This is a genomic window from Pseudomonas sp. N-1-13, assembly GCF_057787095.1.
In genome coordinates, this window is sequence record NZ_JBYNRI010000001.1 from 3,296,096 (window position 1) to 3,317,239 (window position 21,144).

The 21,144-nt window shown below is 59.3% G+C and carries 18 protein-coding genes; 6 read left to right on the forward strand and 12 right to left on the reverse strand.

The features are described 5' to 3' along the window. Nucleotides 1-2: 2 nt before the first annotated feature. From AC3I65_RS14880 to AC3I65_RS14890, 3 genes are all read right to left on the reverse strand, one after another. Nucleotides 3-944 carry a LysR substrate-binding domain-containing protein gene (locus AC3I65_RS14880; protein WP_047225608.1) on the reverse strand — a complete coding sequence of 314 codons (942 nt, stop codon included), beginning with the start codon at nucleotides 942-944 and terminating at the stop codon, nucleotides 3-5. Nucleotides 945-1,138: 194 nt separating this feature from the next. After that, entirely contained in the window at nucleotides 1,139-2,146 is a 1,008-nt protein-coding gene (locus AC3I65_RS14885) for a TRAP transporter substrate-binding protein (protein WP_047225607.1), read from the reverse strand. Nucleotides 2,147-2,265: 119 nt separating this feature from the next. After that, complete coding sequence (locus AC3I65_RS14890) at nucleotides 2,266-3,186, reverse strand: LysR family transcriptional regulator (protein WP_160892132.1); 921 nt, start codon at nucleotides 3,184-3,186, stop codon at nucleotides 2,266-2,268. A gap of 182 nt (nucleotides 3,187-3,368) precedes the next feature. Here AC3I65_RS14890 and AC3I65_RS14895 point away from each other — a divergent pair, with 182 nt between their 5' ends. From AC3I65_RS14895 to AC3I65_RS14910, 4 genes are all read left to right on the forward strand, one after another. Then, a complete protein-coding gene (locus AC3I65_RS14895; protein ID WP_305466067.1) occupies nucleotides 3,369-4,571 on the forward strand; it encodes a CaiB/BaiF CoA transferase family protein in 1,203 nt (400 codons plus the stop codon). A 58-nt stretch (nucleotides 4,572-4,629) separates the two neighbouring features. Continuing rightward, nucleotides 4,630-5,544: a hydroxymethylglutaryl-CoA lyase gene (locus AC3I65_RS14900; RefSeq protein ID WP_488523936.1), complete on the forward strand. Its 915-nt coding sequence runs from the start codon at nucleotides 4,630-4,632 to the stop codon at nucleotides 5,542-5,544. 286 nt (nucleotides 5,545-5,830) lie between these two features. After that, nucleotides 5,831-6,286 carry a (2Fe-2S)-binding protein gene (locus AC3I65_RS14905; protein WP_047225603.1) on the forward strand — a complete coding sequence of 152 codons (456 nt, stop codon included), beginning with the start codon at nucleotides 5,831-5,833 and terminating at the stop codon, nucleotides 6,284-6,286. 42 nt (nucleotides 6,287-6,328) lie between these two features. Then, nucleotides 6,329-8,464: a xanthine dehydrogenase family protein molybdopterin-binding subunit gene (locus tag AC3I65_RS14910; RefSeq protein ID WP_488523937.1), complete on the forward strand. Its 2,136-nt coding sequence runs from the start codon at nucleotides 6,329-6,331 to the stop codon at nucleotides 8,462-8,464. Nucleotides 8,465-8,475: 11 nt separating this feature from the next. Here the strand turns inward: AC3I65_RS14910 and AC3I65_RS14915 are convergent, their stop codons facing one another. After that, nucleotides 8,476-9,384: a LysR family transcriptional regulator gene (locus AC3I65_RS14915; RefSeq protein WP_173406868.1), complete on the reverse strand. Its 909-nt coding sequence runs from the start codon at nucleotides 9,382-9,384 to the stop codon at nucleotides 8,476-8,478. A gap of 231 nt (nucleotides 9,385-9,615) precedes the next feature. Between AC3I65_RS14915 and AC3I65_RS14920 the strand changes: the two genes are divergently transcribed. After that, nucleotides 9,616-10,110: a DoxX family protein gene (locus AC3I65_RS14920; RefSeq protein WP_488523938.1), complete on the forward strand. Its 495-nt coding sequence runs from the start codon at nucleotides 9,616-9,618 to the stop codon at nucleotides 10,108-10,110. An 81-nt stretch (nucleotides 10,111-10,191) separates the two neighbouring features. Here the strand turns inward: AC3I65_RS14920 and AC3I65_RS14925 are convergent, their stop codons facing one another. The 7 genes from AC3I65_RS14925 to AC3I65_RS14955 all read right to left on the reverse strand — a co-directional run bounded on the left by AC3I65_RS14925 (nucleotide 10,192) and on the right by AC3I65_RS14955 (nucleotide 18,189). Next, nucleotides 10,192-11,409, reverse strand: a complete 1,218-nt coding sequence (locus AC3I65_RS14925) for an alpha/beta fold hydrolase (RefSeq protein ID WP_488523939.1) — start codon at nucleotides 11,407-11,409, stop codon at nucleotides 10,192-10,194. Nucleotides 11,410-11,565: 156 nt separating this feature from the next. Beyond that, the gene (locus AC3I65_RS14930; protein ID WP_488523940.1) at nucleotides 11,566-12,570 is read right to left on the reverse strand and encodes an alpha/beta hydrolase fold domain-containing protein; all 1,005 of its coding nucleotides are present in this window, start codon (nucleotides 12,568-12,570) and stop codon (nucleotides 11,566-11,568) included. A 79-nt stretch (nucleotides 12,571-12,649) separates the two neighbouring features. Then, on the reverse strand, nucleotides 12,650-12,964 hold the full coding sequence (locus AC3I65_RS14935; RefSeq protein WP_139049841.1) for a DUF4387 family protein: 315 nt from the start codon (nucleotides 12,962-12,964) through the stop codon (nucleotides 12,650-12,652). 1 nt (nucleotide 12,965) lies between these two features. Then, nucleotides 12,966-14,333, reverse strand: coding sequence for an acyclic terpene utilization AtuA family protein (locus AC3I65_RS14940; protein WP_288911416.1), 1,368 nt, complete (start codon nucleotides 14,331-14,333; stop codon nucleotides 12,966-12,968). Then, nucleotides 14,330-15,358: a phosphoglycerate dehydrogenase gene (locus tag AC3I65_RS14945; RefSeq protein ID WP_322833917.1), complete on the reverse strand. Its 1,029-nt coding sequence runs from the start codon at nucleotides 15,356-15,358 to the stop codon at nucleotides 14,330-14,332. Before AC3I65_RS14945 ends, AC3I65_RS14940 begins: the two co-directional genes overlap by 4 nt. A 53-nt stretch (nucleotides 15,359-15,411) precedes the next feature. After that, nucleotides 15,412-16,809 carry an OprD family outer membrane porin gene (locus AC3I65_RS14950; RefSeq protein ID WP_488523941.1) on the reverse strand — a complete coding sequence of 466 codons (1,398 nt, stop codon included), beginning with the start codon at nucleotides 16,807-16,809 and terminating at the stop codon, nucleotides 15,412-15,414. Between the two features lie 90 nt (nucleotides 16,810-16,899). Then, nucleotides 16,900-18,189 (reverse strand): CitMHS family transporter, encoded by a 1,290-nt coding sequence (locus tag AC3I65_RS14955; RefSeq protein WP_488523942.1) that lies wholly within the window; start codon nucleotides 18,187-18,189, stop codon nucleotides 16,900-16,902. A 335-nt stretch (nucleotides 18,190-18,524) separates the two neighbouring features. Between AC3I65_RS14955 and AC3I65_RS14960 the strand changes: the two genes are divergently transcribed. After that, nucleotides 18,525-19,724 (forward strand): citrate synthase, encoded by a 1,200-nt coding sequence (locus AC3I65_RS14960; RefSeq protein WP_076384217.1) that lies wholly within the window; start codon nucleotides 18,525-18,527, stop codon nucleotides 19,722-19,724. On the opposite strand, the gene AC3I65_RS14965 is transcribed toward AC3I65_RS14960, so the two are convergent. Continuing rightward, nucleotides 19,721-21,097 (reverse strand): MmgE/PrpD family protein, encoded by a 1,377-nt coding sequence (locus AC3I65_RS14965; RefSeq protein ID WP_488523943.1) that lies wholly within the window; start codon nucleotides 21,095-21,097, stop codon nucleotides 19,721-19,723. The two genes, AC3I65_RS14960 and AC3I65_RS14965, sit on opposite strands and share 4 nt — an antisense overlap. Nucleotides 21,098-21,144 lie beyond the last annotated feature (47 nt).

Below are 21,144 nucleotides of genomic sequence, written 5' to 3' on the forward strand. Positions count from 1 at the left end.
CGTCAGGCGCGGGCCGTCTCCGGTAGCCGCAGCCTTTTCAAATAGCTCTCCAGAAACTCCACGCACACGCGAAGTTTGGCCGAATCCGCCAGCCTGGTCGGATACACCGCCCAGACGTTCGCGCTTTGGGTGTAATCGGGCAGCACGCGGACCAGCTTGCCTTGATCCAACAGTGGCTGAACATCCCACAACGACCGCAGAAGCACCCCGCGCCCAGCCAAGGCCCATTGCAGTACGATTTCTCCGCTGTTGGATGACAATCTGCTGCTGACCCGTACAACCTCATCGCGGTTGGCCTGATTCAAATGCCACACACCGAATGGATTGTTCCGCTCCTTCAGGACCAGACAATCATGATGAGCAAGATCCTTGAGAGTGATCGGGACCCCTCGCCGCTCCAGGTAATCCGGTGTGGCACAGAGCACTCGGTGGTTACTGAGCAGCTTGCGGCTGATGTGATGGCCCGGCAAGTCGTCACCCACGCGGATCTCCAGATCAAAGCCTTCGGCAACGATGTCTACCACGCGGTCGAACACATCCAGCCGCACCTCCAGTTCCGGGTAGATCGATGACAACTCTGCAATCGCAGGGGCAACATGATTGCGCCCAAAACCGAAGCTGCTGCAAATGTGCAGCAGGCCACGAGGGGCTTGGCGAATCTCGGTGAGCTCACCAACGAAATCATCCATGTCGTCGAGAAAGCGAATCGCCCAGCGCTGGGTTTTTTCTCCCGCTTCAGTCAGCGCAATGCGTCGAGTGGTGCGATGCAAAAGCCGCGTGCGCAATGTCTGCTCGAGCACGCGAATCCGTTTGCTCACGAAGGCCGGCGAGAGCCCAAGCTCATCCGCGGCACCGGCAAAGCTGGATTTGCGAATGACGGTCAGGAAGACCCGAAGGTCCTCCGGCAGAGGCGTTTGAACACGAAATGTGTTTTCTGGTGTCATGACTGCCCGGCCTGCTCCACTTTTTTGCGAAGAATAGCATCTACTGATCCGCCCCCCGTCAGCTTATGCCCAACCCGTTCGGCAGCCCCAGGGAGATGGCCGGGATGTCAGTGATCACGATCAGAACCAGCAGCAAGGCAAACTTCGAGAGACGCCTTCGGCCACCCCGAACGGGCGACCGTGGCTGGGGAACTTCAGTTGGATTGGTTGGCCGCCTGGGCCGCTTCGATCAGTTCGGTACCGATCTGCGTTTCGAAGGCTTTCCAGGCAGGACGCACGGCGTTGCGCCAGGCATCACGTTGCTGTGGGGTCAGGCTGATGATCTCGCTCTTGCCCGAATCGATGATGCCCTGCTTGGCCTTCTGATTGAGCACCTCGGCCTGCTTGTTCACTTCGACAGTGACCTCATCGATGATCTGCTCCAGCTCATCGCGTACATCTGCCGGCAAACCATTCCAGAATTTGGTGTTGGCGATCAGCAGGTAGTTGCCGATGGCATGGTTGGACTCGGTCATGTACTTCTGCACTTCATAGTATTTCTGGGAATAGATGTTCGACCAGGGGTTGTCCTGAGCATTCACCACCCCCGTCTGCAGGCCCTGGTAGATCTCGGCGAACGCCATCTTGCGCGGCACTGCGCGCAATGCGCTGTATTGCGCGGCCTGCAGGTCAGAGGGCTGCACGCGGAACTTCTGCCCGCGGGCATCACTTGGCTTGACCAGCGGCTTGTTCGCGGTCAACTGGCGCATACCGTTGAGCCAGTAGGCCAGCCCGGTGATGCCCTTGCCTTCCATTGACCTGAGCAGCGCCTTGCCTTTGTCCGACTGTTGAAAGCGCTGCGCTGCCGCCACGTCGTCGAACAGGAACATCAAGTCGAACAACTGCAATTGCTTGGTGTACTGCTCCAGTTTCGAGGGTGCCGGCGCCAACATCTGCACCTCACCCAGCAGCAACGCTTCCATCTCCTTGCCATCGCCGTACAACGACGAATTGGAGTAGACCTGCACTTCGACTTTACCCGGCAGGCGCTCCTCCACCAACTTCTTGAACATCAGGGCGCCCTGCCCCTTGGGCGTGCTGTCGGCGGTGATGTGGGAGAACTTGATCAGAATCGGCTCGGCGGCCTGGACAGACAACGCACCGACCAGGGCAAAGCTGGCAAGCACCCCGGTCAGGCCACGACGCACGGATGGATACTTCATGGTGAGCTCCTATTGTTTTTGTTCGAGCGTTGGGGACGTATCCCCCTCAGTCCGTTTGGACTCTACCCCCCGTCCCTACGCCACTGAAATTCATATTTGAACAATGCTGCCTTCGGCTTTCACGAAGGCTCGACCATGGAAGCCTCCCGTTGTTCGCTGCTCATCAGGTGTTCGAGCATCTGGCGTGCCGTCATCGACAGCGCTTCCAGGCTGCGCACGGCAATCTTCAACTCGCGACGCGCCCAGGGATCGTCCAGCGCAATGACCTGCACATCGAGCGCCGGCAGATAGGTCCGCACGGCAAGCTCCGGCAGGATGCCGATCCCCATGCCGGTGTGGATCATCCGGCAAATGGCTTCGAAGCTGCGCACCTGGATACGCAGGCGCAATGGCGTGCCCAAATGACGCGCTGCCTGTTGCAACAGGCCGTGCAACGAGGCGTCCTGCTGCAACCCGATGAAGTCGTAGCTGACCGCTTCGTGCAGGCTGATGCGGCTGCGTTCGGCCAGCGGATGCGCGCGTGGAGTGACCAGCACCAACCGATCGTGGCGGTAGTTGAACACCTGCAGCTCGTCGGCGGGCACATGGCCGGCGAAGATGCCGATATCGGTAAGCCCTTCGTGCACCGCACGGATGGCTTCGCTGCTGACCCGCTCTTCCAGATCGATTTTGACCTGCGGGTGCAAACGGGTAAAAGCACTGAGGTCCTCGGGCAAGAATTCGATCACCGCCGAGGTGTTGGCGTGAATGCGCACATGCCCCTTGACCCCCTCGCTGAACTCGCTGAGGTCGGCATTCATCTGCGCAAGGTTGTCCATCATATTGCGCGCGTGATGCAGCAGCGCATGCCCGGCCGGCGTCAGTTCGACGCCCTTGGGCTGGCGGTAGAGCAAGGCGATTCCCAGCTGGTTTTCCAGGTCGCTGACCCGTTTGCTCACCGCCGCCAGGGCCAGGTGCTCGCGCTCGGCGGCCTTGGTCAGGCTGCGCTCATCGGCGATGGCGACAAACAGCTTGAGGGTGACGAAATCGATACGACGCATAGGCGCGGCCTCCTGTCAGTCGTGTATCACGACGTGCAGCACGATGAAGAACAGTTTCAAGGTTCTCACAGGTGGTACTTCGCAGGATACGAAGCCTGGCTTGGTCATTGATCAATTGTTCAGTCCATGGGCCTGAGCCATCCTGCCTGACAAAGAACAGCGCACGACCCAAAGGTGCAGACATGACAGAACAACACGCAAGCAGCATGGCGCTGCAGGGCCTGAAGGTCCTGGAGATGGGCCAACTGATCGCCGGCCCGTTCGCCAGCAAGATGCTCGGTGAGTTTGGTGCCCAGGTGATCAAGATCGAGCCGCCGGGTGTTGGCGACCCGCTGCGCAAGTGGCGCAAGCTCAAGGACGGCACCTCGCTCTGGTGGCATGTGCAGTCACGCAACAAGCAGTCGTTGACCCTCAACCTGAAAGCAGCGGAAGGTCAGGAGATTGTTCGCCGGCTGGTGGCCGAAGCCGATGTACTGGTCGAGAACTTTCGCCCCGGCACCCTGGAAAGTTGGGGGCTGGGCTGGGACACGCTGTCGAAGATCAACCCGCGCCTGATCATGCTGCGCATCTCCGGCTACGGGCAGACCGGTCCCTATCGCGACCGCCCCGGCTTCGGTGTCATCGGCGAGGCCATGGGCGGCCTGCGTCACCTCACCGGTTATCCGGGTCAGGCACCGGTACGGGTCGGCATCAGCCTGGGCGATTCGTTGTCTTCCCTGTATGGGGTCATCGGCGTGCTTCTCGCTTTGCAGGAGCGCCAGAACAGCGGCATGGGCCAGTTCATTGACGTGGCGCTGTACGAATCGGTGTTTGCGATGATGGAAAGCCTGGTGCCGGAATACGACGCCTGCGGATACATTCGCGAGCCCGCCGGCAGCGCCCTGCCGGGTATCACGCCGTCCAACTCCTACCCCTGCAACGACGGGCATTTCGTACTGATTGCCGGCAATGGCGACAGTATCTACAAACGATTGATGCACCTGATCGGCCGCCCGGATCTGGCCGAGGACCCGCGCCTGGCGCATAACGACGGACGCGGCGAACACGCCGAGCGCATCGATGCGGCCATCGCCGAGTGGACCCAGCAACGCGACCGGGACCAGGTTCTGGAGGCACTGAATCAGGCGTTGGTGCCGGCCGGTTTCCCCTACACCGCCGCCGATATCGTCAAGGACCCGCACTACCTCGCGCGCCAGATGATCGAGACCGTCCAAACCAGCGCCGGCGCGCTGAAAGTGCCGGGTGTGCTGCCCAAACTCAGCCGCACCCCAGGGCGTCTCGGCGCCGGCGGCCCGCAATTGGGCGAGCACACCGACGACCTGCTGGCCGGTCTGGGCCTGAGCGGCGAACAGGTCCGCGGCCTGCGCGAGCGCGGCATCATCTGAACAAGGACGCGCCTGCAAAACAGCTTGCGCTCCTCACCGTTACCCGGAGAACCGCCCCATGAGCAAACGCCTGTACATCCAGGAAGTCGTCACCCGCGACGGCTTCCAGAGCGAAGCCCAGTTCATCCCCAGCGAAGACAAGATCGCCCTGATCGATCGCCTGGCACAAACCGGTCTGGCGAAGATCGAAGTCACCTCCTTCACCTCGCCCAAGGCGATCCCCAGCCTGCGCGATGCCGAAGCGGTGATGCGCGGCATCCGTCGCGTGCCAGGGGTGGAATACAGCGTGCTGGTGCCCAATGTGAAGGGCTGTGAGCGGGCATTGGCCTGCGAGGTTGACGAGATCAACCTGGTGATGTCGGCCAGCGACAGCCACGGCGTGGCCAACCTGCGCATGACTGCCGAACAATCGCTCGAGCAGTTCCGCCAGATCATTGCCGTCAGCCAGGGTAGCGGCGTGTTCATCAATGCCTCGTTGTCGACCGCCTTCGGCTGCCCGTTCGAGGGCCAGACCGGCGAAGCGCGGGTCCACGGGCTGATCCAACGCTTGCTGGACATTGGCGTGCAGGGCGTGACCTTGTGTGACACCACTGGCATGGCCGATCCGGCGCAGGTCGCGCGCATCTGCCGTGAAGCCCTGGCGCGCTGGCCGCAGACCCCGTTTACCCTACACTTTCACAACACCCGAGGCATGGGACTGGCCAATGCCCTGGCGGCACTGGACGCCGGTATTGATCGTTTCGATGCCTCGCTCGGAGGGCTGGGCGGCTGCCCCTATGCGCCTGGCGCCAGCGGTAATATTTGCAGCGAGGATCTGGTGCACATGTTCCAACGCATGGGCCTGGACACCGGTGTCGACCTGGACAAACTGCTGGCGGCGGCGGCCACCCTGCCAACGCTGGTCGGTCACCCGGTGCCAGGGGCAATCCTCAAGGCCGGCAAGTCCGACCGACGCTATGCAAAAGCTCAATAGATACCAAGCCGGTAGCCTCGGGCCGAGGCTACCGCGCCGATAGTCGAGCGCCTCACCGCCCCCTCCAGAATCGGCCGATATTGTTATTGCGCCCTGCACAGACCATTCAAATCTGCTGGCTTTATAGCCGGAGCAACTGCCTTGTAAGCTCCCTCTCGATCCCCATTGGCGACAAAGCCGGTGAGTGATTGCCGATCATCGATCCGGTTTGAGCGCGCCGGTATCCGTCGCCATCGGTGTCTTCAATGTCGCCACGGATCTTCTCTTCGCAGACTGGGAGTCAACGATGAAGCTACAGGTCAATGAACGCGAACTGGAGGTGGATGCGCCCGCCGATATGCCGCTGTTATGGGTCATTCGAGACCTCATGAACATGACCGGCACCAAGTTCGGTTGCGGTATGGGCCTATGTGGCGCCTGCACCGTGCATATCGACGGCTCGCCCCAGCGCAGTTGCATCACGCCGGTCGGCGCCCTGGCCGGTAAAAAAATCACCACTATCGAGGGGCTGTCAGCCGATATCAGCCATCCGGTTCAGCGTGCCTGGACCGAACTGGATGTGGTCCAGTGCGGCTATTGCCAGTCCGGTCAGATCATGGCCGCCGCTGCATTGCTGACCAGCAACCCTGCCCCCACCGACGCCGACATCGATCAGGCCATGGCCGGCAATCTATGTCGTTGCGGTACGTACCAGCGCATTCGTTTGGCAATCCACCGGGCCGCCGAACTGAGCAAAGCCTGACCCCATCCTCTCAGCCACCTTTCAGCCAGGGAGTGCTCTGCAATGAATGCCATGATTGTCTCTTCTCGTCGCAGTTTTCTTAAGTCCGGCACCGTGCTCGGCACTGGCCTGATTGTCGGTTTCACGGTGCCCGTTGGCAGACGCCTGATGGCGCAAGACCTGGAGTCCGCCGAATTCGCGCCCAATGCATTTCTGCGCATAGCCGCGGATGACAGCATCACCATTTTCCTGGCCCATTCCGAGATGGGTCAGGGGGTCTGGACCACCCTGACCCTGCTCATCGCCGAAGAACTGGACGCGGACTGGAGCACACTCAAGGTCGAGCATGCGCCGGCTGCCGCCGTCTATGCCAGTCTGCGGCGTGGGTTTCAGGGCACGGTCGGCTCTTCCAGCATTCGTGATGAGTTCGAGCGTTATCGCCGGGCGGGCGCAATGGCGCGGGCGCTGTTGATCCAGGCAGCGGCCATTCGTCTTGGCCAGGCCCCCAGCGCATTGCGCACAGAACATGGAGAGGTCATCGCCGGCAACACCCGTCTGCGCTATGGCGAACTGGCCGAACAGGCCGCCACGCTCCCGGTGCCGGATCCGGCGACGCTGCCCCTGAAAGATCCGGCAGCCTGGACGCTCATCGGCAAGGGCGCCCTACGACTGGACTCGCCAGAAAAGGTCAGCGGTCGCGCGAAGTATGGCATCGACATCCAGTTCGAAGGATTGCTCTGCGCCGTGGTTGCACGGGCGCCGATGCTCGGCGGCAGCGTCCGCGCCTTCGATGCGACCCAGGCCAAGGCCCTGCCCGGCGTACGCCATGTGGTTCAAGTCCCCAGCGGCATTGCAGTCGTCGCTGATCACTACTGGGCGGCCAAGCGCGGGCGCGATGCACTGCAAGTGCAATGGGAAGCTGCAAGCGGCACCGTCGTCCTCGACAGCGACCAGCAACGCCAGGATTTAACCGCCCTGACCCACACACCAGGTGAAGTCGTCACGCAACGCGGCGAGGTGGAGCAAGCCCTGAAGTCTGCCCGCAAGGTAGTCGAGATGGCGTACAGCGTGCCCTACCTCGCGCACGCCACAATGGAGCCACTCAACTGCACCGTGAAGCTCAGCGACGATGGCTGCGACATCTGGGTCGGCAGCCAGATGCAAACGTTCAATCAACGAACCGCGGCAAAGATCACCGGTCTTGCCCCTGAGCAAATCCGTATTCACACCACCTTCCTGGGCGGCGGTTTTGGCAGGCGTGCCCTGCAGGATTTCATCGCCGAAGCGGTGGAAGTCGCCAAGGCTGTGAATGTGCCGGTGAAAACCCTCTGGAGTCGCGAGGAGGATATGCAGGGTGGTTACTACCGGGCAGCCTTCGCCCAACACCTGCGCGTTGCCTTGGGGGCGGACGGGCGACCGGTGGCCTGGTCGCAAACCACGGCGGGGCAATCGATATTTCCGGATGCGTCGGGCATTCACCCGACGTCTGTCGAAGGCATGAGCGACTCGCCCTACATCATGCGCAGCCCGGCCTATCGGGTCGAAGCGCACGCCCCTCGGTCGAACATTCCGGTGTGGTATTGGCGCTCCGTTGGGCACAGCCACAACGCGTTCGTCATGGAGAGCGCGGTGGATGAACTGGCACACGCCGCCGGACAGGACCCACTGGCGTATCGCCGCCTGCTGCTTGAATCGGACCCACGGCACCTGGGCGTGTTGAACCTTGCCGCCGAACGCTTCGGTTGGGGGCGCACGCCAGCACCGGGACGCGGCCACGGCCTCGCCGTGCATCAGTCATTTGGCAGCTACTGTGCTCAAGCGGTGGAGGTTTCCATCGAAGGTGGGAATATCCGCGTTCATCGCGTGGTGTGCGCGATCGACTGTGGCATCCCGGTCAACCCTGACAACATCAAGGCACAGATGGAAAGCGCTATTGTCTTCGGCCTCAGCGCAGCGCTGTTCGGGCAGATGAGCATCAAGGAGGGTCGTATCCAACAGTCCAACTTTCACGATTACCGGGTGCTGCGCATCAACGAAATGCCGCAGATCGAGGCGCATGTGCTGCCCAGCACCGAGAGCCCTGGCGGTGTAGGCGAACCCGCAACGCCCCCCATCGCTGCGGCCGTGGCCAACGCGGTCTTCGCCCTGACGGGTCAACGCTTGCGCGAACTGCCGTTGCGTCCATCGAGCAGTACATGAAGCGAAGGCCTTCAGGTCAGCGGGCCAAAGCGTTCGGCATACAGGGCGCTCACCCACTCGACAAACACCTTGAGTCGTGGAGAGAGCTGGCGGTGATAGGGATACAACACCGAAACCGGGAGTCCGGGACTGGGCCAGCCACCGAGGACCTCGACCAACTCCCCTGACGCCAGGTATTGCTCCACGCGAAAGCGCGGCACCTGGATCAGTCCACAGCCGTTCAACGCACAGCAGCAGTAAGACTCGGCGTCATTCACTGAAATCCAGCCCCCCGGCTCCAGCTCGACCACTTGGCCGTCAATGACAAAGGTGAACGGGTAACGTATGTCGTGATTGCTGGCAAAGAAGCCCACGGCCTGATGTTCAGCAAGCTGCTGTGGAAACATAGGCGTGCCGTGTTCGGCCAGATAGCCGGGGCTGGCACAGACCACTTCAGGCATCAACGCCAGCCGCTTGGCCACCAGCGACGAATCACGCGGGTTACCTGCACGAACCACGCAATCGACGCCTTCGCTCACCAGATCCACCAGCCGGTCGCCGCAGCTGATGACCAGGTTGATTTGGGGATAGCGCCGATGAAAATCCTGGATGTTCGGAAGGATGATCCGAGTCGCATGGGTCCCGTGCAAATCCAGACGCAAAGTGCCGCGCGGATTCGCCACGACCGTGCTGAGTGAAGACTCGGCGTCCTCCAGATCTGCGAGCACAGCCTTGCATCGCTCATAGAAGGCCTGACCGTCGAGTGTCGGCCGCACCCGCCGAGTTGTACGCTCGAGCAGACGCGCACCGAGCTGCCGCTCCAGTTCCTTGATGGCCAGCGTAGCTGTGGCCCGCGGGATATTCAGACCATTGGCGGCACGAGTAAAACTGCCTTGCTCGATGATGCGAATGAACAGTTGCAAGGCATCGAATTTATCCATCGTGTGACGCCCTTTTATTGGTGAGAGATGAACAGTCTTACCTGCGATGCCTGACTAATCCACCCCATCGAAGCAATCAGTATCACTTTCACGACGGTGCAAGGTCCAGCGTGGGCCGATTGTTTATGGGAGGTGAATGGTCATGGCAGCCCCGTCGATTTATCCATCGGCAGGAAGACACCACACTGCCCTCGTCAACCTTTTGATAAACGACTCCAGGACATCATTCAGATGAAACCGACATCTCACGCTCCCAATGCTGAACAGCCCTCGAAGCTGGTCGTCCCGGCCCTGGGTATTTTTTATCAATGGGGCGAGCCTCTCGCCTATGCAATGCTCCGGTTATGCCTGGGGATCATCATGGTGACCCATGGCTTGCCCAAGCTGTTGGGAACTTCACACGGCTCGATGGCGGATCCCATGGCGGGTTCGATTCACTTGATCGCAAACGTCCTGCACCTGCCATTCCCCGCGCTATTGGGCCTGTTCGTCGCCTGGCTTGAAGGTTTGGGTGGGTTGCTGCTGGCGCTAGGATTGGCCACCCGGCCGTTGGCGGTGGCGATGGCCATACAGATGGCGGCGATCGCTTACATCCTTGGCCCGAACTGGCCCTGGATAGACCGTGGCATCGAATACCCGGTGTTGATGGGCTTTCTGTTCACTTACATCGCCTTCAAGGGGGCCGGTCGTCACTCACTGGACCGCCTATGGGGGCGTGAATCCTGACGTCTGCGCGACGCTTATCGACCGGCATCGGCTGACAGTCGATAAGCACGGCGGTTAAATGAGCAACGGATTCACCCGTGTTCAATCATCGTTGAATGGAGCGCTCGGATTCCTTTCACCCGGCGCCCCAGGCCGCTGGATCGTGGCGCAGTTTGAATCATAGCCCTGCGCCTCGAGTTGGGCGCGTGCAAAAGCAAACGCTTCATTCAACGAGCCATGCATCACCCCGTCATGCCCCAATCCTTCATAGGTTTGCCAGGTGACCTGGTTTCCAGCCGCGCACAGCGCCGCCGCCACCGCGTACTGTCGTACCGGGGTGATGGTCTCATCGGCCTGGCCGGTGGCAATCAGCAATGGAAAAGCGATCGTTGCCTGGGGCATATCGGTCGTGGGCGTGCGCAGTGCGCTCAACGCTTGCGCACTGATGGTCAGCAACTGCGAAAACGAACCGATTTTCAGCTCCCGCGACTTGAGGGCAATTTCCCGCGTACAGCTTTGCCGGGCAACGTCGAGAAGCTGCAGCCCTTCAGGCGTCAGTAGGTCGTCTATTCGGGGCGCGTTGTCGCGTAACCCGCCAGTGGCCAACGACAGGAAGATCGTATTGGAATGGCGTGCCTCAAGCGCGATGGGCCCGTCGGGGAATGTACTATTGGGCGCTGTGATAACCGCACCGAGAATATTGAGTTCAGGTGCATAGCTGGCGGCGAGTATCGACGCGCCCAGAGCGGCGCCGCCCCCCTGGGACTGCCCCGCCAGGATCGTGCGGTTGGCAATCACACCGGGCTTGAGTGCGCGGGCGGCACGGACCGCATCCAGGACAGAGCTGCCTTCGGCCTGCCAGACCGTATAAGGGTGAGGCCCTGGCCCCCCCAGGCCTTGATAATCAGTGGCCACGACGGCGAATCCGCGCTCCAGCCAACGATTGATGTACGCAGCGTCACGCGCTCTGAACCCGGTCCACGAGGGCGCGCATATGTCGGCGATCCCCAGCGTACCGTGGGCCCAGGCCAAGAGCGGCCAACCTTCAACCGGAGCAGGACCGCTCGGCATGAACAGCGTGCCGCTGACAGGCACCTGGCCTGAGTGCCAACGCTGGTCCGTGGAACTGTAGAGCATGCGTATGGTTTGCGCCGCTGCTGGCAGCCGCTCCTGCGGTTTGAGCGTTTCGCTCCTCAGCAAGACACCGGGAACAGTGGGCATTGGGTCCTGCCAGCGATAAAACGCAGAAAGCTCCATATCACCTGCGGCACGCCCGACCGGAAGTTCACCGGCAGCCATTGCGTTGAACGCAAGGGTCATGATGCTCCCAAGACAGATCCGCGTCACAAGTGAAGAAGCAAGGGTTCGAAGAATCAGCATTTAGCGTTCGCCTCATGATGAAGAAGGCCCCAGCACAATGGTCTGGAGGCCACGAGAGTCAGTGTTCAGGATCAGGATGACTGGCCGGACGGCGCACTACGCCAGTGCCTGACGCAACGCAGTGGCTTGGGTGAAAATCACATCCCGTACGACAGGTGCAACTTCATTGAATCGCAGGAACCCGTGGGTCATGTTCGCAAGGACTTCCAGGTGCGTCGCCACACCGGCAGCGTGCAACTTAACCGCCAGCTCACAGTTTTCGTCGTACAACGGATCAAGGTTTCCGACGATCAAGCGCACAGGCGGGAGTCCAGCCAGATCAGCGGTGATCGGCTGCACCCGCCAGTCATCTTCATCCTCGGCCAGGTAGCTCGCCCAGTAAGCACTCATCGTTTTGGCAGACAAGTTCTGCCCGCCATACCCACCGAGTCTCTGCCACGAATCGGAAGAAACACCTCGGGAATAGGAGCCGTAGAACAACATCAGCTGTCGCAACGTATCCATTCCAGCGTCGCGCAGCGCAAGGGCGGCGCCCAGGGCCAGATTGGCGCCCGCCGAGTCGCCACCCAAAGCATACCCCCGCACCGGACAATGAGTGATTGTCCCCAGGTTGATGACCCTGCTGACTATCGACACCACCTCGTTAAACGCCACTGGAAAACGGTACTCCGGCGAGAGGGCATAGCCGATGGACAACACCGCCAAGCCGCTGTCACGCACCAACTGGCGCAGAGGAGCGTCCCAATCGGCGAGTGCTCCGTGTCGAAACCCGCCGCCGTGACAATAGAACAGCAGCAAGGGCGTCTCATCGTCTTCCGGCCAATACAGCTTGCACGGAACAACCCGACAATTGACCGAAAACTCCAACATGCGCTCGCAGGACAAAGGCACGCTGGGTCGCGACGCCCATGCGCTGATTCGTTGCAACTGCGCGCGAACCTTCTGAATCTCTCCTTCGACGACAGGAAGCAGACCCAGCTCGCGTAACGTCGCCGCGACGCCGATGAGGTCTGGATGAACCTCGTTCGGATCGACGAGCACCCCGTCTGTCCCCTCACCGCCCACTTTCGGGTTTTCGCACTTCCCACCGAGCCTGGACATCGCCACCTCTGATTATCGGTTGTCTGGCGCCACGCTGAACAATGGCGCCATTAGGACCTGCCTTGATTGGCGCTGATGATTAATCGGATTCCAGGAGCGCGTCCCTCACCATGAAGGCCCATTGCGCACCGTGCATATCACGATCCTGCAGAGCCCCCTGTATTACGGGGCGCGGCAGGCTGATCTTGATCACATTCAATGCATCGATTCGAAACACGCTGATCGACTCGACGGTCCGGCGAAAGAGCTGAGCAATGGCCGGCGCTTGCAGTTTCGGTTCGCCCGCCAGCCGGGCAAAAACATCCGAGTCCTGACAAAACACATCAATGGTCAAAGAGAAGGGGCCGGCGTTCTTGGAGCGGATTTCGTAGCCGAGTGCTTCCATGGTATTCATCTCACGCCGCCTCAATGGTTTTCATGTCAAATCGAAAAGGTGCCAACGGATTCGCCACGACCATCACATGGCTGAGCACGAACTCATAAACCACTCCCCGGTCCATCGAGGCTGGAGAGAATGGAAACGCATGGGTGGGCAGGTCTTTGTCACCTGGCAACGGGAAGTGCAACAGGTAAGGATTGAGCAAAGCGACGATGTCTTTCGTGCGCTCAGCCGTTGCGGAAGTCGCCAGGGCCATGACGCCTATTTCCACTGGGGTGGCGGATCGCGATTCAAAGTCCCCCAACGCCGCGTTCTTGCCAATCGCGCGAAACTGCAGGTCGTAGTCGCCCGATCCGATGTTCAGATGTTTTTCTATTCGCTGGCGCATCACCGAATCGAGACAGGCGAGCCATTCATCGAAGCGCTCAAGGTACTCGGTGTCCCGGACAATACTCATGACAACCGATTGAAACCCGCAAGGCGCCGCACCTTCCAGCTTGACGGTGTAGTCTTCACTGGGTTTCCAGATCGAGCCTTCTACCCGCACCGTTCGCTCGTCGATCGCGGTGTACACAGCCCCCTCGACATCCAGCACACCACCCGGCTCGACGAGCACGTAGGGATTGCTGTTCTCATAGAGCATGTGAGCCATCACCGATCGTGGCGTAAGCCGGGCCCCCTCACCAATCGCCTCGATGGTGAATCCCGTTTCGTCAATGGTTGCCATGACCACGGCCTGGGCGGGTGTGGTGGTACAGGACGCGCCACATTCTAGAATCTTCCCGGCGTGCCAGGCGGCCCCTGGATGTCCCCCTCGCATGATCGGGAGCGACGCCATGACGGCGGTGTCCGTGGAGCGACCGGCCAGGATGATGTCCGCGCCTTCCTGGAGCGCATGAATGAAGGGTTCCACGCCCATGAGCGCGACTATTCGAGAACAGCGATCCACCAAGGCATCATCAATAAAATCAAGCTGCAGCGGTTTGATCCGCTTCTCCAAAAGTGCTGTTTTCACAGCACTTGCTGGCTGCTCGCTGTAGATGCCCGCGATACGTACGGTCTGCCCCAGCTCTGCCGCGACCTCCTCACAGAGCCCGCGCATCAAATCGACACCCGCGTCGGAACCACAGGTTCCGCAGCTGCCAATGATGAGCGGGATCCCCAGCTTTTCCCGGGCCTGCATGAAGACCCGGAGCTCTGCGCGCAATATCGAAGCAGAAGACTTTGTCGTGCCCGTACCGAGATAGTGCGGACCCGAGTCGGTGGACCCCGCATCCATTGCAATCACATCGGGACATTCCAGAAGCGCCTTCTCAAACGCATCTCTCGGGAATCCGGTGCCGATTGCACCCGTTGGTGTAAGCACCTTGATCTTGACGTTCATGTATTTTCCTTTGCAACGGTATGTCGACGGCCGTCTGCGATGACACAGTGCCCAGGCGGGCTCCGCCCTTCCAGGACCGCCACCACACACTGGGCTGCAATTAAATTGGTGCGATTCAAGCCTTCCACCGTAGAGGCGCCGGCATGGGGGGTCACGACCACATTGGGAAGTTTGATGAGCTGCTCTGTCACTGCCGACAGTGAAGGGTCGGACTCGCTTTCGAACACATCGAGTCCTGCCCCGGCGATGTCTTCCTGTTGCAGGGCTTTCAACAGATCCGCGTCGCGCACCAGGCCACCTCGGGCGGTATTGATCAGCACGGCGCCAGCTTTCATCGACTTTAAAGCGCGGCGGTCAATCATTCCCCGGGTCTGCGGGTTAAGGGGGGCATGAAGCGTAATGAAGTCACTTTCCTGAAACAGGGTCTCCAGATCTACAAAGCAGCTTTGCCCCCCGTTGGCTTTTTGTGAAATGTCTGGGCGAGGGGCATAAATCAGGGGTTTGACTTCGAACCCGGCGAGGCGCAGCAAGACGCCTTTGCCGATTCTGCCCAATCCAACGATTCCGACCGTTTTGCGATACAGGTCACCGCCCAAGGGAATGCTCCAGTCGTTGGCAGACAGCCCCGCCTGACATTGTTTTAGCTTGCGACACACCGCGAGCATCAGTGCAATCGTATGGTCAGCGACACTTGCATCATTTCCACCGACGGCGATCGTTGCGACCTTTCCGGCCGCTTCCACCGCCGCCGTATCAATGCGCTCATACCCCACGCCACGGCGGGAGATCACCTTGAGCCGAGGGAGCGAACCGAGCAGGCTGGCCGTCACATTGGCGTGCCCTAAAATCCACCCGTCAGCGTCAACCAGGAGGTCGATCAATTGCCGCTCACTCAAACTCCCGTCGGCAACTCCCGGCGCAAGTTCTGCGATGATGACTTCGCAACCGCAATGCTTGAGAAAATCAAGGGTCGCCGAATCAAAAAAACGCTGAGTGACGACAACCCGATGACGAAGTTTAGGCATCGCCCACCTCTCGACTTAGTTTGAATAACCCGTATTCCATGAGCACACTCCACTCAAAACGCATAATCCAGATACACCCGGGCTTCTGAGCCATTGACAACGTTATTCGGCTGGGCGGAAACAAGCGCAACAAAATCCTGGTCGATTCTGTAGTCGATATAAATCAATCCCACGGAAAGGCCGGCGTATTCTTTGTCATCGAACCGATAATAAACGCGGTATTCGTTTTGCCTTTCCCAAACATCCGTCTTCTGACCACTGAACGGGTTCACGGCGTCAAAGTTTCCCTGCTTATAGAGCGCCATGACTTTAAACCCATCCAATGACGCCCCCAAGAGTGAAATACCGCTCAGGTCGTACTCGGCCCCTAGCTGCCAGGTTCTTTCACCATGATTGTTGAAATCGTTGCCGGAACGGGTCCACGCATCCATTCTCCCGTCCACGTTATCCGCGTGATCGAAGTAGGCGTAGCCAAGGTTGCCATTACTCAGTTCGGCGTGTGTCTCGGAGAAAGAAACACCCAGGCGCAACTTATCGAGCAATAAACCAAGATTGACGTTTAACCACGTGGCCTCTTTATCATAGGCCGCGTCACCGGCGGACCAATCTTGCTCCCACAGCCGTCCCGCTTTTTGGAACTGATAATACTGGGTGTCTAAAATGACCCCTGCCGTTTCACCGATAGGTGCCTGCAGGGTCAAGCCATAACGGGTATTTTCATTGAAGTCCTTTGACACACCACGGGCATAGCTCAACTCAACGGCCTTTAGATCGTAGTTGACCCCATAGGTGTAGACGTTGCTTATGTCCTCACCCGACTGGCTTAGCAGCTTTCCAAACGCCTGCCTGTCCCGCGGAGAACTTCGATCGATATAAGCCGCTTCGAAAGCCATCGTTCCGGGTAGCGGGCCGATGCCCACGTCAGTCAAGTTGAAATGGGCTCGCGCGCCCTGATAGGAACCTGGCACGAGTCGCGTGTCATTGCTGACCAGGGTGCCCGCGTCAAATCGGCCTCGGCCTATTTGTGAGTCTGCGTTCCATCCCTCGCCGACGTGGCGCAACTTCAAGTAACTTTGCCCGACTTTTGCAAAGCCACCGTTAGAACCATCGTCATTATCAAACAAGTCACGGCTGTCCTGCTCGGCATCGATCATTGCCACACCGTACAGGGACGCATCAAAGCCGACGAAGCCGCCCCAGTAGTTTGAGTTGTAGTCCAGGATCGCGCCGACCCCTACCCCACCCAACTCCGAGCCGGTCGAGAACCCGCCGAAGCGGTCTTCAATCAGGTCGTTGGATATTCGCGTATTGATGTACGCGGATCGAAGATAAGCATTCAACTTGCCTTCATGCTGAAATCTATCCGGATAACTAATACTCGCGGAGAAACAACTGCCCGATGCAAACAGCGTAGCGAGATATGTCATTGCGACGGCTTTAGTCGATTTCATGATCACCTCAATTATTATTTTTATTTTCTCAATGAGCAGGCGTGAGCTGGCACTGCTTTAAACAAGCAGGGCAGAAATACAGGTGGATCTTTAAATAATTGCTCTTGTAACGATGGCCGTTGCTATGAGCGTAAGGCTGCTGCCGATTGCCCACAACAAGCAGTATCTTTGCATCTCGCCCATGTCCCGCTGGATAATCCCGCTGATGAGATAAACAGCGGCAACGAGTGGACTTAATGCGTGAACCGGTTGCCCCAGCACCGAGGCGCGGGCGATATGCATCGGGTCGATGCCATATTCCGCGCCCGCCGCGCCAAGTACCGGCAAGATCCCAAAGAAGAACGCGTCATTGGAGAGCAGGAAATTAAGCGGCAGCGCGACAAGGGCGGTAATGATGCTGAAGTACTGTCCGCCGCCATCAGGAATCATCTGCACGATCCGCGCCGACATCCCATCGACCATTCCCGTGCCGGATAAAATGCCAGTGAAGACCCCTGAAGCGAATATCAGGGCAATGACCGTCAACACACTGTCGGAATGAGCGGCGATTCTCGCTTTCTGCTCAGCCAAACGTGGATAGTTGATCAGCAACGCCAGGGAAAACCCCACCATCATCACCAGGGGTAACGGTGCCAGTCCTGTACCCATGGCGTACATCAGCGCGGCCGTGAGTGCCAGGTTGACCCAGAACAGCTTGGGGTTTTGCGTGGCCGATTCAATAAGGGGTAGAGGCAGCTCCTCAGGCACAGTGTCCTTTGCCATGGGCGTCCACCCCAAACGGCGTCGCTCTTTGCGGCCTATCCACACTGCCACGATGAACGCGTAGGCCAGACCTGCAAACATGGCGGGTACAAGGCCCAGGAATATCTCGCTGACATCCAGATGCAGCGCGCTGGCAGCCCGTGCTACCGGCCCACCCCAAGGGATGATGTTAACCACCGTATTGGTCAATAGAAGCATCAGTGCAAGGATGAGCGGGTTCATCCCAAGGCGAAGGTAAAGCGGCAAAAACGCCGTTGTCACGATCAGCACCGTCGTAGCCCCATCCCCATCGAAGGAGATGACCGACGACAGCAAAGCGGTGCCGAGCACCACACGAAGGGGGTCGTTTCCCACATAACGCAAAATCCGGCGAACCGCGGGTTCGAACAGCCCGGCGTCGAACATGATTGCGAAATACAGGATTGCAAACATCAACATCAATGCCGTTGGTGCCACTTGCTGGACGCCTTCCATCACCATGCCGCCCAACTCCGGTCCGGCGCCGCTGGCCAGCCCGAAAGCAATCGGGATGAGGATGAGCGCTGTCACAGCAGAAAGTCGCTTGCTGATGATCAACGCCATAAACGTGATGACCATTGCGAAACCTAACCAAGCCATGCCTATCACCTTTTCTTGTTTTTTTATCAATGTCGTAGCAAATCAATGTGAACGACCGGCCACTCCCGAGGAATCTACATAGGGGAGAAAACCCTGTAAATCTTGATTTTTTTCGTCAACATCCCGCAAATACTGGGGCAAACGTGCTCGTGAAAAGATATCTCAGGGACGCTGGTCGGCTTTCAATGCCCACATCCGTCGGTCCCTCTGTGTAGACCGTCCATTGCTGACTCCCTTTGAAAACACGACGGAATGGATATCCTGGTAGACATTGACGCAAGGCAGGTATATTTAATGAATATGTACAAACCCCCATCAACCTGTTCGGATCCGTCATGCCTGATCAAGAAGACCTTTACCTTTCGGCAGAAGAAGCGGCTGGAATGCTGGGGGTCAGCCTTCCAACCCTTTATGCCTACGTCAGCCGGAAGAACATTCGGTCCGTCAAGATCGCCAACACGCCCAAGCGTCGCTATTGGGCCGAAGACATCCAGCGCTTGGTGAAAAGCCCCGCGGGGCACGCTGCAAAGCGCTCGTCGTCATCGGACAGCGCCATTACATTGATCACCGATGACGGCCTCTTCTACAGGGGGCACGACGTCGTCGAGCTCGCCGACCACGCCACGGTCGAGGAGGTCGCCGGATTGATGTGGCAGGTGCCATCGGCCTTCGGACCGTCGCTGCCGCGCGCGCCGAAGGATAGCGTCAAACTGCTGAAGATCTATGAGCACATGTCAGCGCCGGAGAAGGCAATTGCACTTTTCCCGCTGGTTCAAAGGGAGAACCCCAAAGCCTTCGATCTTTCCATCGACAGCTATGCACGCACCGGCGCCGATGTTGTGAGATGGTTTGCCGCGTTGGTCGTGGGCGCGACCCAACCAAGCACACAACCCTTGCACGAATTCATTACCCAGGCCTGCGCAGCCCCGCCAGCCCACGCCGATCTGATCAGGCGTCTTCTGATCCTCAGCGTCGATCATGAACTGGACCACGCCACTCACAGCGTTCGCGTTGCCGCCACGACCGGCGCCACCCCCTACTACGCAGCGATCGCGGGACTCGCGGCCGCCAGGGGTCATAAGATCGCCTATGGCAGAAACGAAGCCGCCAGCAGGATGATCGAGGAAATCTGTACAGCTACCGATCCCACCCAACCGATATTGCAACGGTACAGTCAGGAGGGGCACATCATCGGGTTCGGACCTAATGTCCACTCAGTCAGTGACCCACGTGCTACCAATCTGATGAAAGCGTTGACCGCTGCCTTCGAGGGCGACCCCGAATTTGCCAAGTTGCAGAAAGCTTTTTCGGTCGCCTCGGAACTCGTCGCATACCCCCCGGAGTTCATTCTCCTGGTGAGTTTCATCGGTAGAAAGCTTGGGTTGCATCGGCAGGAAATCGCACTGGCGGGTGTCGGAAGATTGATCGGCTGGATAGCCCACGCCAGCGAGCAATACAACCAGCATCATGACGCTCGCCCCCGCGCTCGGTACACGGGAACTCTGCCACGAGCGACCCACCTCGCCAGTGACTAGACAGAAGCAACCATGGCCGCAAACAGCGATGTGAATTCGGGTTGGTGTTGAAGTTCAGCCACATACCCAAGCACCTTGGCCTGCGCCGACTCTTCAAGATGAGGTGAGGCCATCCTCCTGAATTTTCGTTCAAAATCGCTATCGGTCATCGGTGTTTCGACGGACCCGGGCCCGCTGATCATCTCGCTTACGACGATTTCGCCTGACACCAGCGTGGCGCTGACCCGGTTGGCAAGATGACGCGGAAACAACGCGGTGAGCGCGCCATCCTCCACCACGCTGATCTTGCCCATCAGGGCAACCACCATGGGATCAGCCATCTTTTCCGGCGAATAAGAGTCTATGGTGATGTCACCGTCGAGCAGCGCCCGGGCCACGTTGTAGGGCAAGCTGTGATCCGCCGTCTCTCGCGTTTTGGGCAACCATTTTTCAGGGGTGTCTGCCAACACTCGACGATTGAACTCGGACGTTTCGATAACGATGCAAGCGATATCGTCGAGATCGTCAATCCGAGCACGTATATCCAGGGCTGCCCACACCGCAGTATGCAACTCACCGTTGGTGGGAAAGGTCTTGGTCAGGGAGCGCCGTATAGCGTAATCACCATTCTCGGGCGTACCAAAACGATCCGTATCCAGGTCGAACGGGCCTGAGACCAATTTAAAGAATCCCATGTCCCCCTCGAACACCGGCGACGGGCCGGTCATGCCGTGACGCGACAGCTGGGCAGCGAAGATCGCATTACGTGCAGCGTTTGCGGCCGAGCAGCCCTTCCAGTCCGACAGGGATCCACTGCGAACCTGGCGCATGGCCAGATGAGCGCTCAACGCTATATTGATTGCCTGTGCGGTCTGCGCCACATCCAGCTTCATCAGACTGGAAGCCGCCGCGGCCATCGCCACATTTATGTAATTGACGTGGTCCCAGCCGCGCTTGTTCAGGCTGGCCGCGTCCTGCAGTCGCATCTGGATCTCATAGGCCAGCACAATGGCCGAAATGAGTTCTGCCCCGGTGGCCCCCTCGGCCTCTGCTAGCGCTAGGCAGGCCGGAATATTGTCACTCGGATGGCCCGGCTCCAGCCCCATATAGCCATCGTTGTAGTCCAGGAAACGGACCATCACGCCATTGGCAAACGCCGCTATCTCTGGCGTTGTTTGGATAGTTGTTCCGAACACGCTGGACGCCTGCGCGGGATTGGCAACCGCATAACACACAGCGGCATTCACAGGCGCCGCTCCGTAGGCCCCCAATATGCACGCCAGACTGTCAATGAAGCGCTGTCGCACCAACGCGATGATCTCTTCGGGCAGTCGCTGATGCCTGAATTTATGCGCGTACTCTGCAAGTTGCAGCGCAATAGTCGTATTGCTCATGGTTGCCTCTGTTCTGCACCAGGGTTGGGTCTGCGCCGATGGCGGCG

Coding starts and splice junctions, on each gene's coding strand:
- AC3I65_RS14960 (WP_076384217.1), top strand. CDS start 18,525: ATGCCTGATCAAGAAGACCTTTACCTTTCGGCAGAAGAAGCGGCTGGA.
- AC3I65_RS14940 (WP_288911416.1), bottom strand. CDS start 14,333: ATGAACGTCAAGATCAAGGTGCTTACACCAACGGGTGCAATCGGCACC.
- AC3I65_RS14895 (WP_305466067.1), top strand. CDS start 3,369: ATGACAGAACAACACGCAAGCAGCATGGCGCTGCAGGGCCTGAAGGTC.
- AC3I65_RS14935 (WP_139049841.1), bottom strand. CDS start 12,964: ATGAATACCATGGAAGCACTCGGCTACGAAATCCGCTCCAAGAACGCC.
- AC3I65_RS14885 (WP_047225607.1), bottom strand. CDS start 2,146: ATGAAGTATCCATCCGTGCGTCGTGGCCTGACCGGGGTGCTTGCCAGC.
- AC3I65_RS14900 (WP_488523936.1), top strand. CDS start 4,630: ATGAGCAAACGCCTGTACATCCAGGAAGTCGTCACCCGCGACGGCTTC.
- AC3I65_RS14955 (WP_488523942.1), bottom strand. CDS start 18,189: ATGGCTTGGTTAGGTTTCGCAATGGTCATCACGTTTATGGCGTTGATC.
- AC3I65_RS14950 (WP_488523941.1), bottom strand. CDS start 16,809: ATGAAATCGACTAAAGCCGTCGCAATGACATATCTCGCTACGCTGTTT.
- AC3I65_RS14890 (WP_160892132.1), bottom strand. CDS start 3,186: ATGCGTCGTATCGATTTCGTCACCCTCAAGCTGTTTGTCGCCATCGCC.
- AC3I65_RS14915 (WP_173406868.1), bottom strand. CDS start 9,384: ATGGATAAATTCGATGCCTTGCAACTGTTCATTCGCATCATCGAGCAA.
- AC3I65_RS14880 (WP_047225608.1), bottom strand. CDS start 944: ATGACACCAGAAAACACATTTCGTGTTCAAACGCCTCTGCCGGAGGAC.
- AC3I65_RS14930 (WP_488523940.1), bottom strand. CDS start 12,570: ATGTCCAGGCTCGGTGGGAAGTGCGAAAACCCGAAAGTGGGCGGTGAG.
- AC3I65_RS14920 (WP_488523938.1), top strand. CDS start 9,616: ATGAAACCGACATCTCACGCTCCCAATGCTGAACAGCCCTCGAAGCTG.
- AC3I65_RS14965 (WP_488523943.1), bottom strand. CDS start 21,097: ATGAGCAATACGACTATTGCGCTGCAACTTGCAGAGTACGCGCATAAA.
- AC3I65_RS14910 (WP_488523937.1), top strand. CDS start 6,329: ATGAATGCCATGATTGTCTCTTCTCGTCGCAGTTTTCTTAAGTCCGGC.
- AC3I65_RS14925 (WP_488523939.1), bottom strand. CDS start 11,409: ATGACCCTTGCGTTCAACGCAATGGCTGCCGGTGAACTTCCGGTCGGG.
- AC3I65_RS14945 (WP_322833917.1), bottom strand. CDS start 15,358: ATGCCTAAACTTCGTCATCGGGTTGTCGTCACTCAGCGTTTTTTTGAT.
- AC3I65_RS14905 (WP_047225603.1), top strand. CDS start 5,831: ATGAAGCTACAGGTCAATGAACGCGAACTGGAGGTGGATGCGCCCGCC.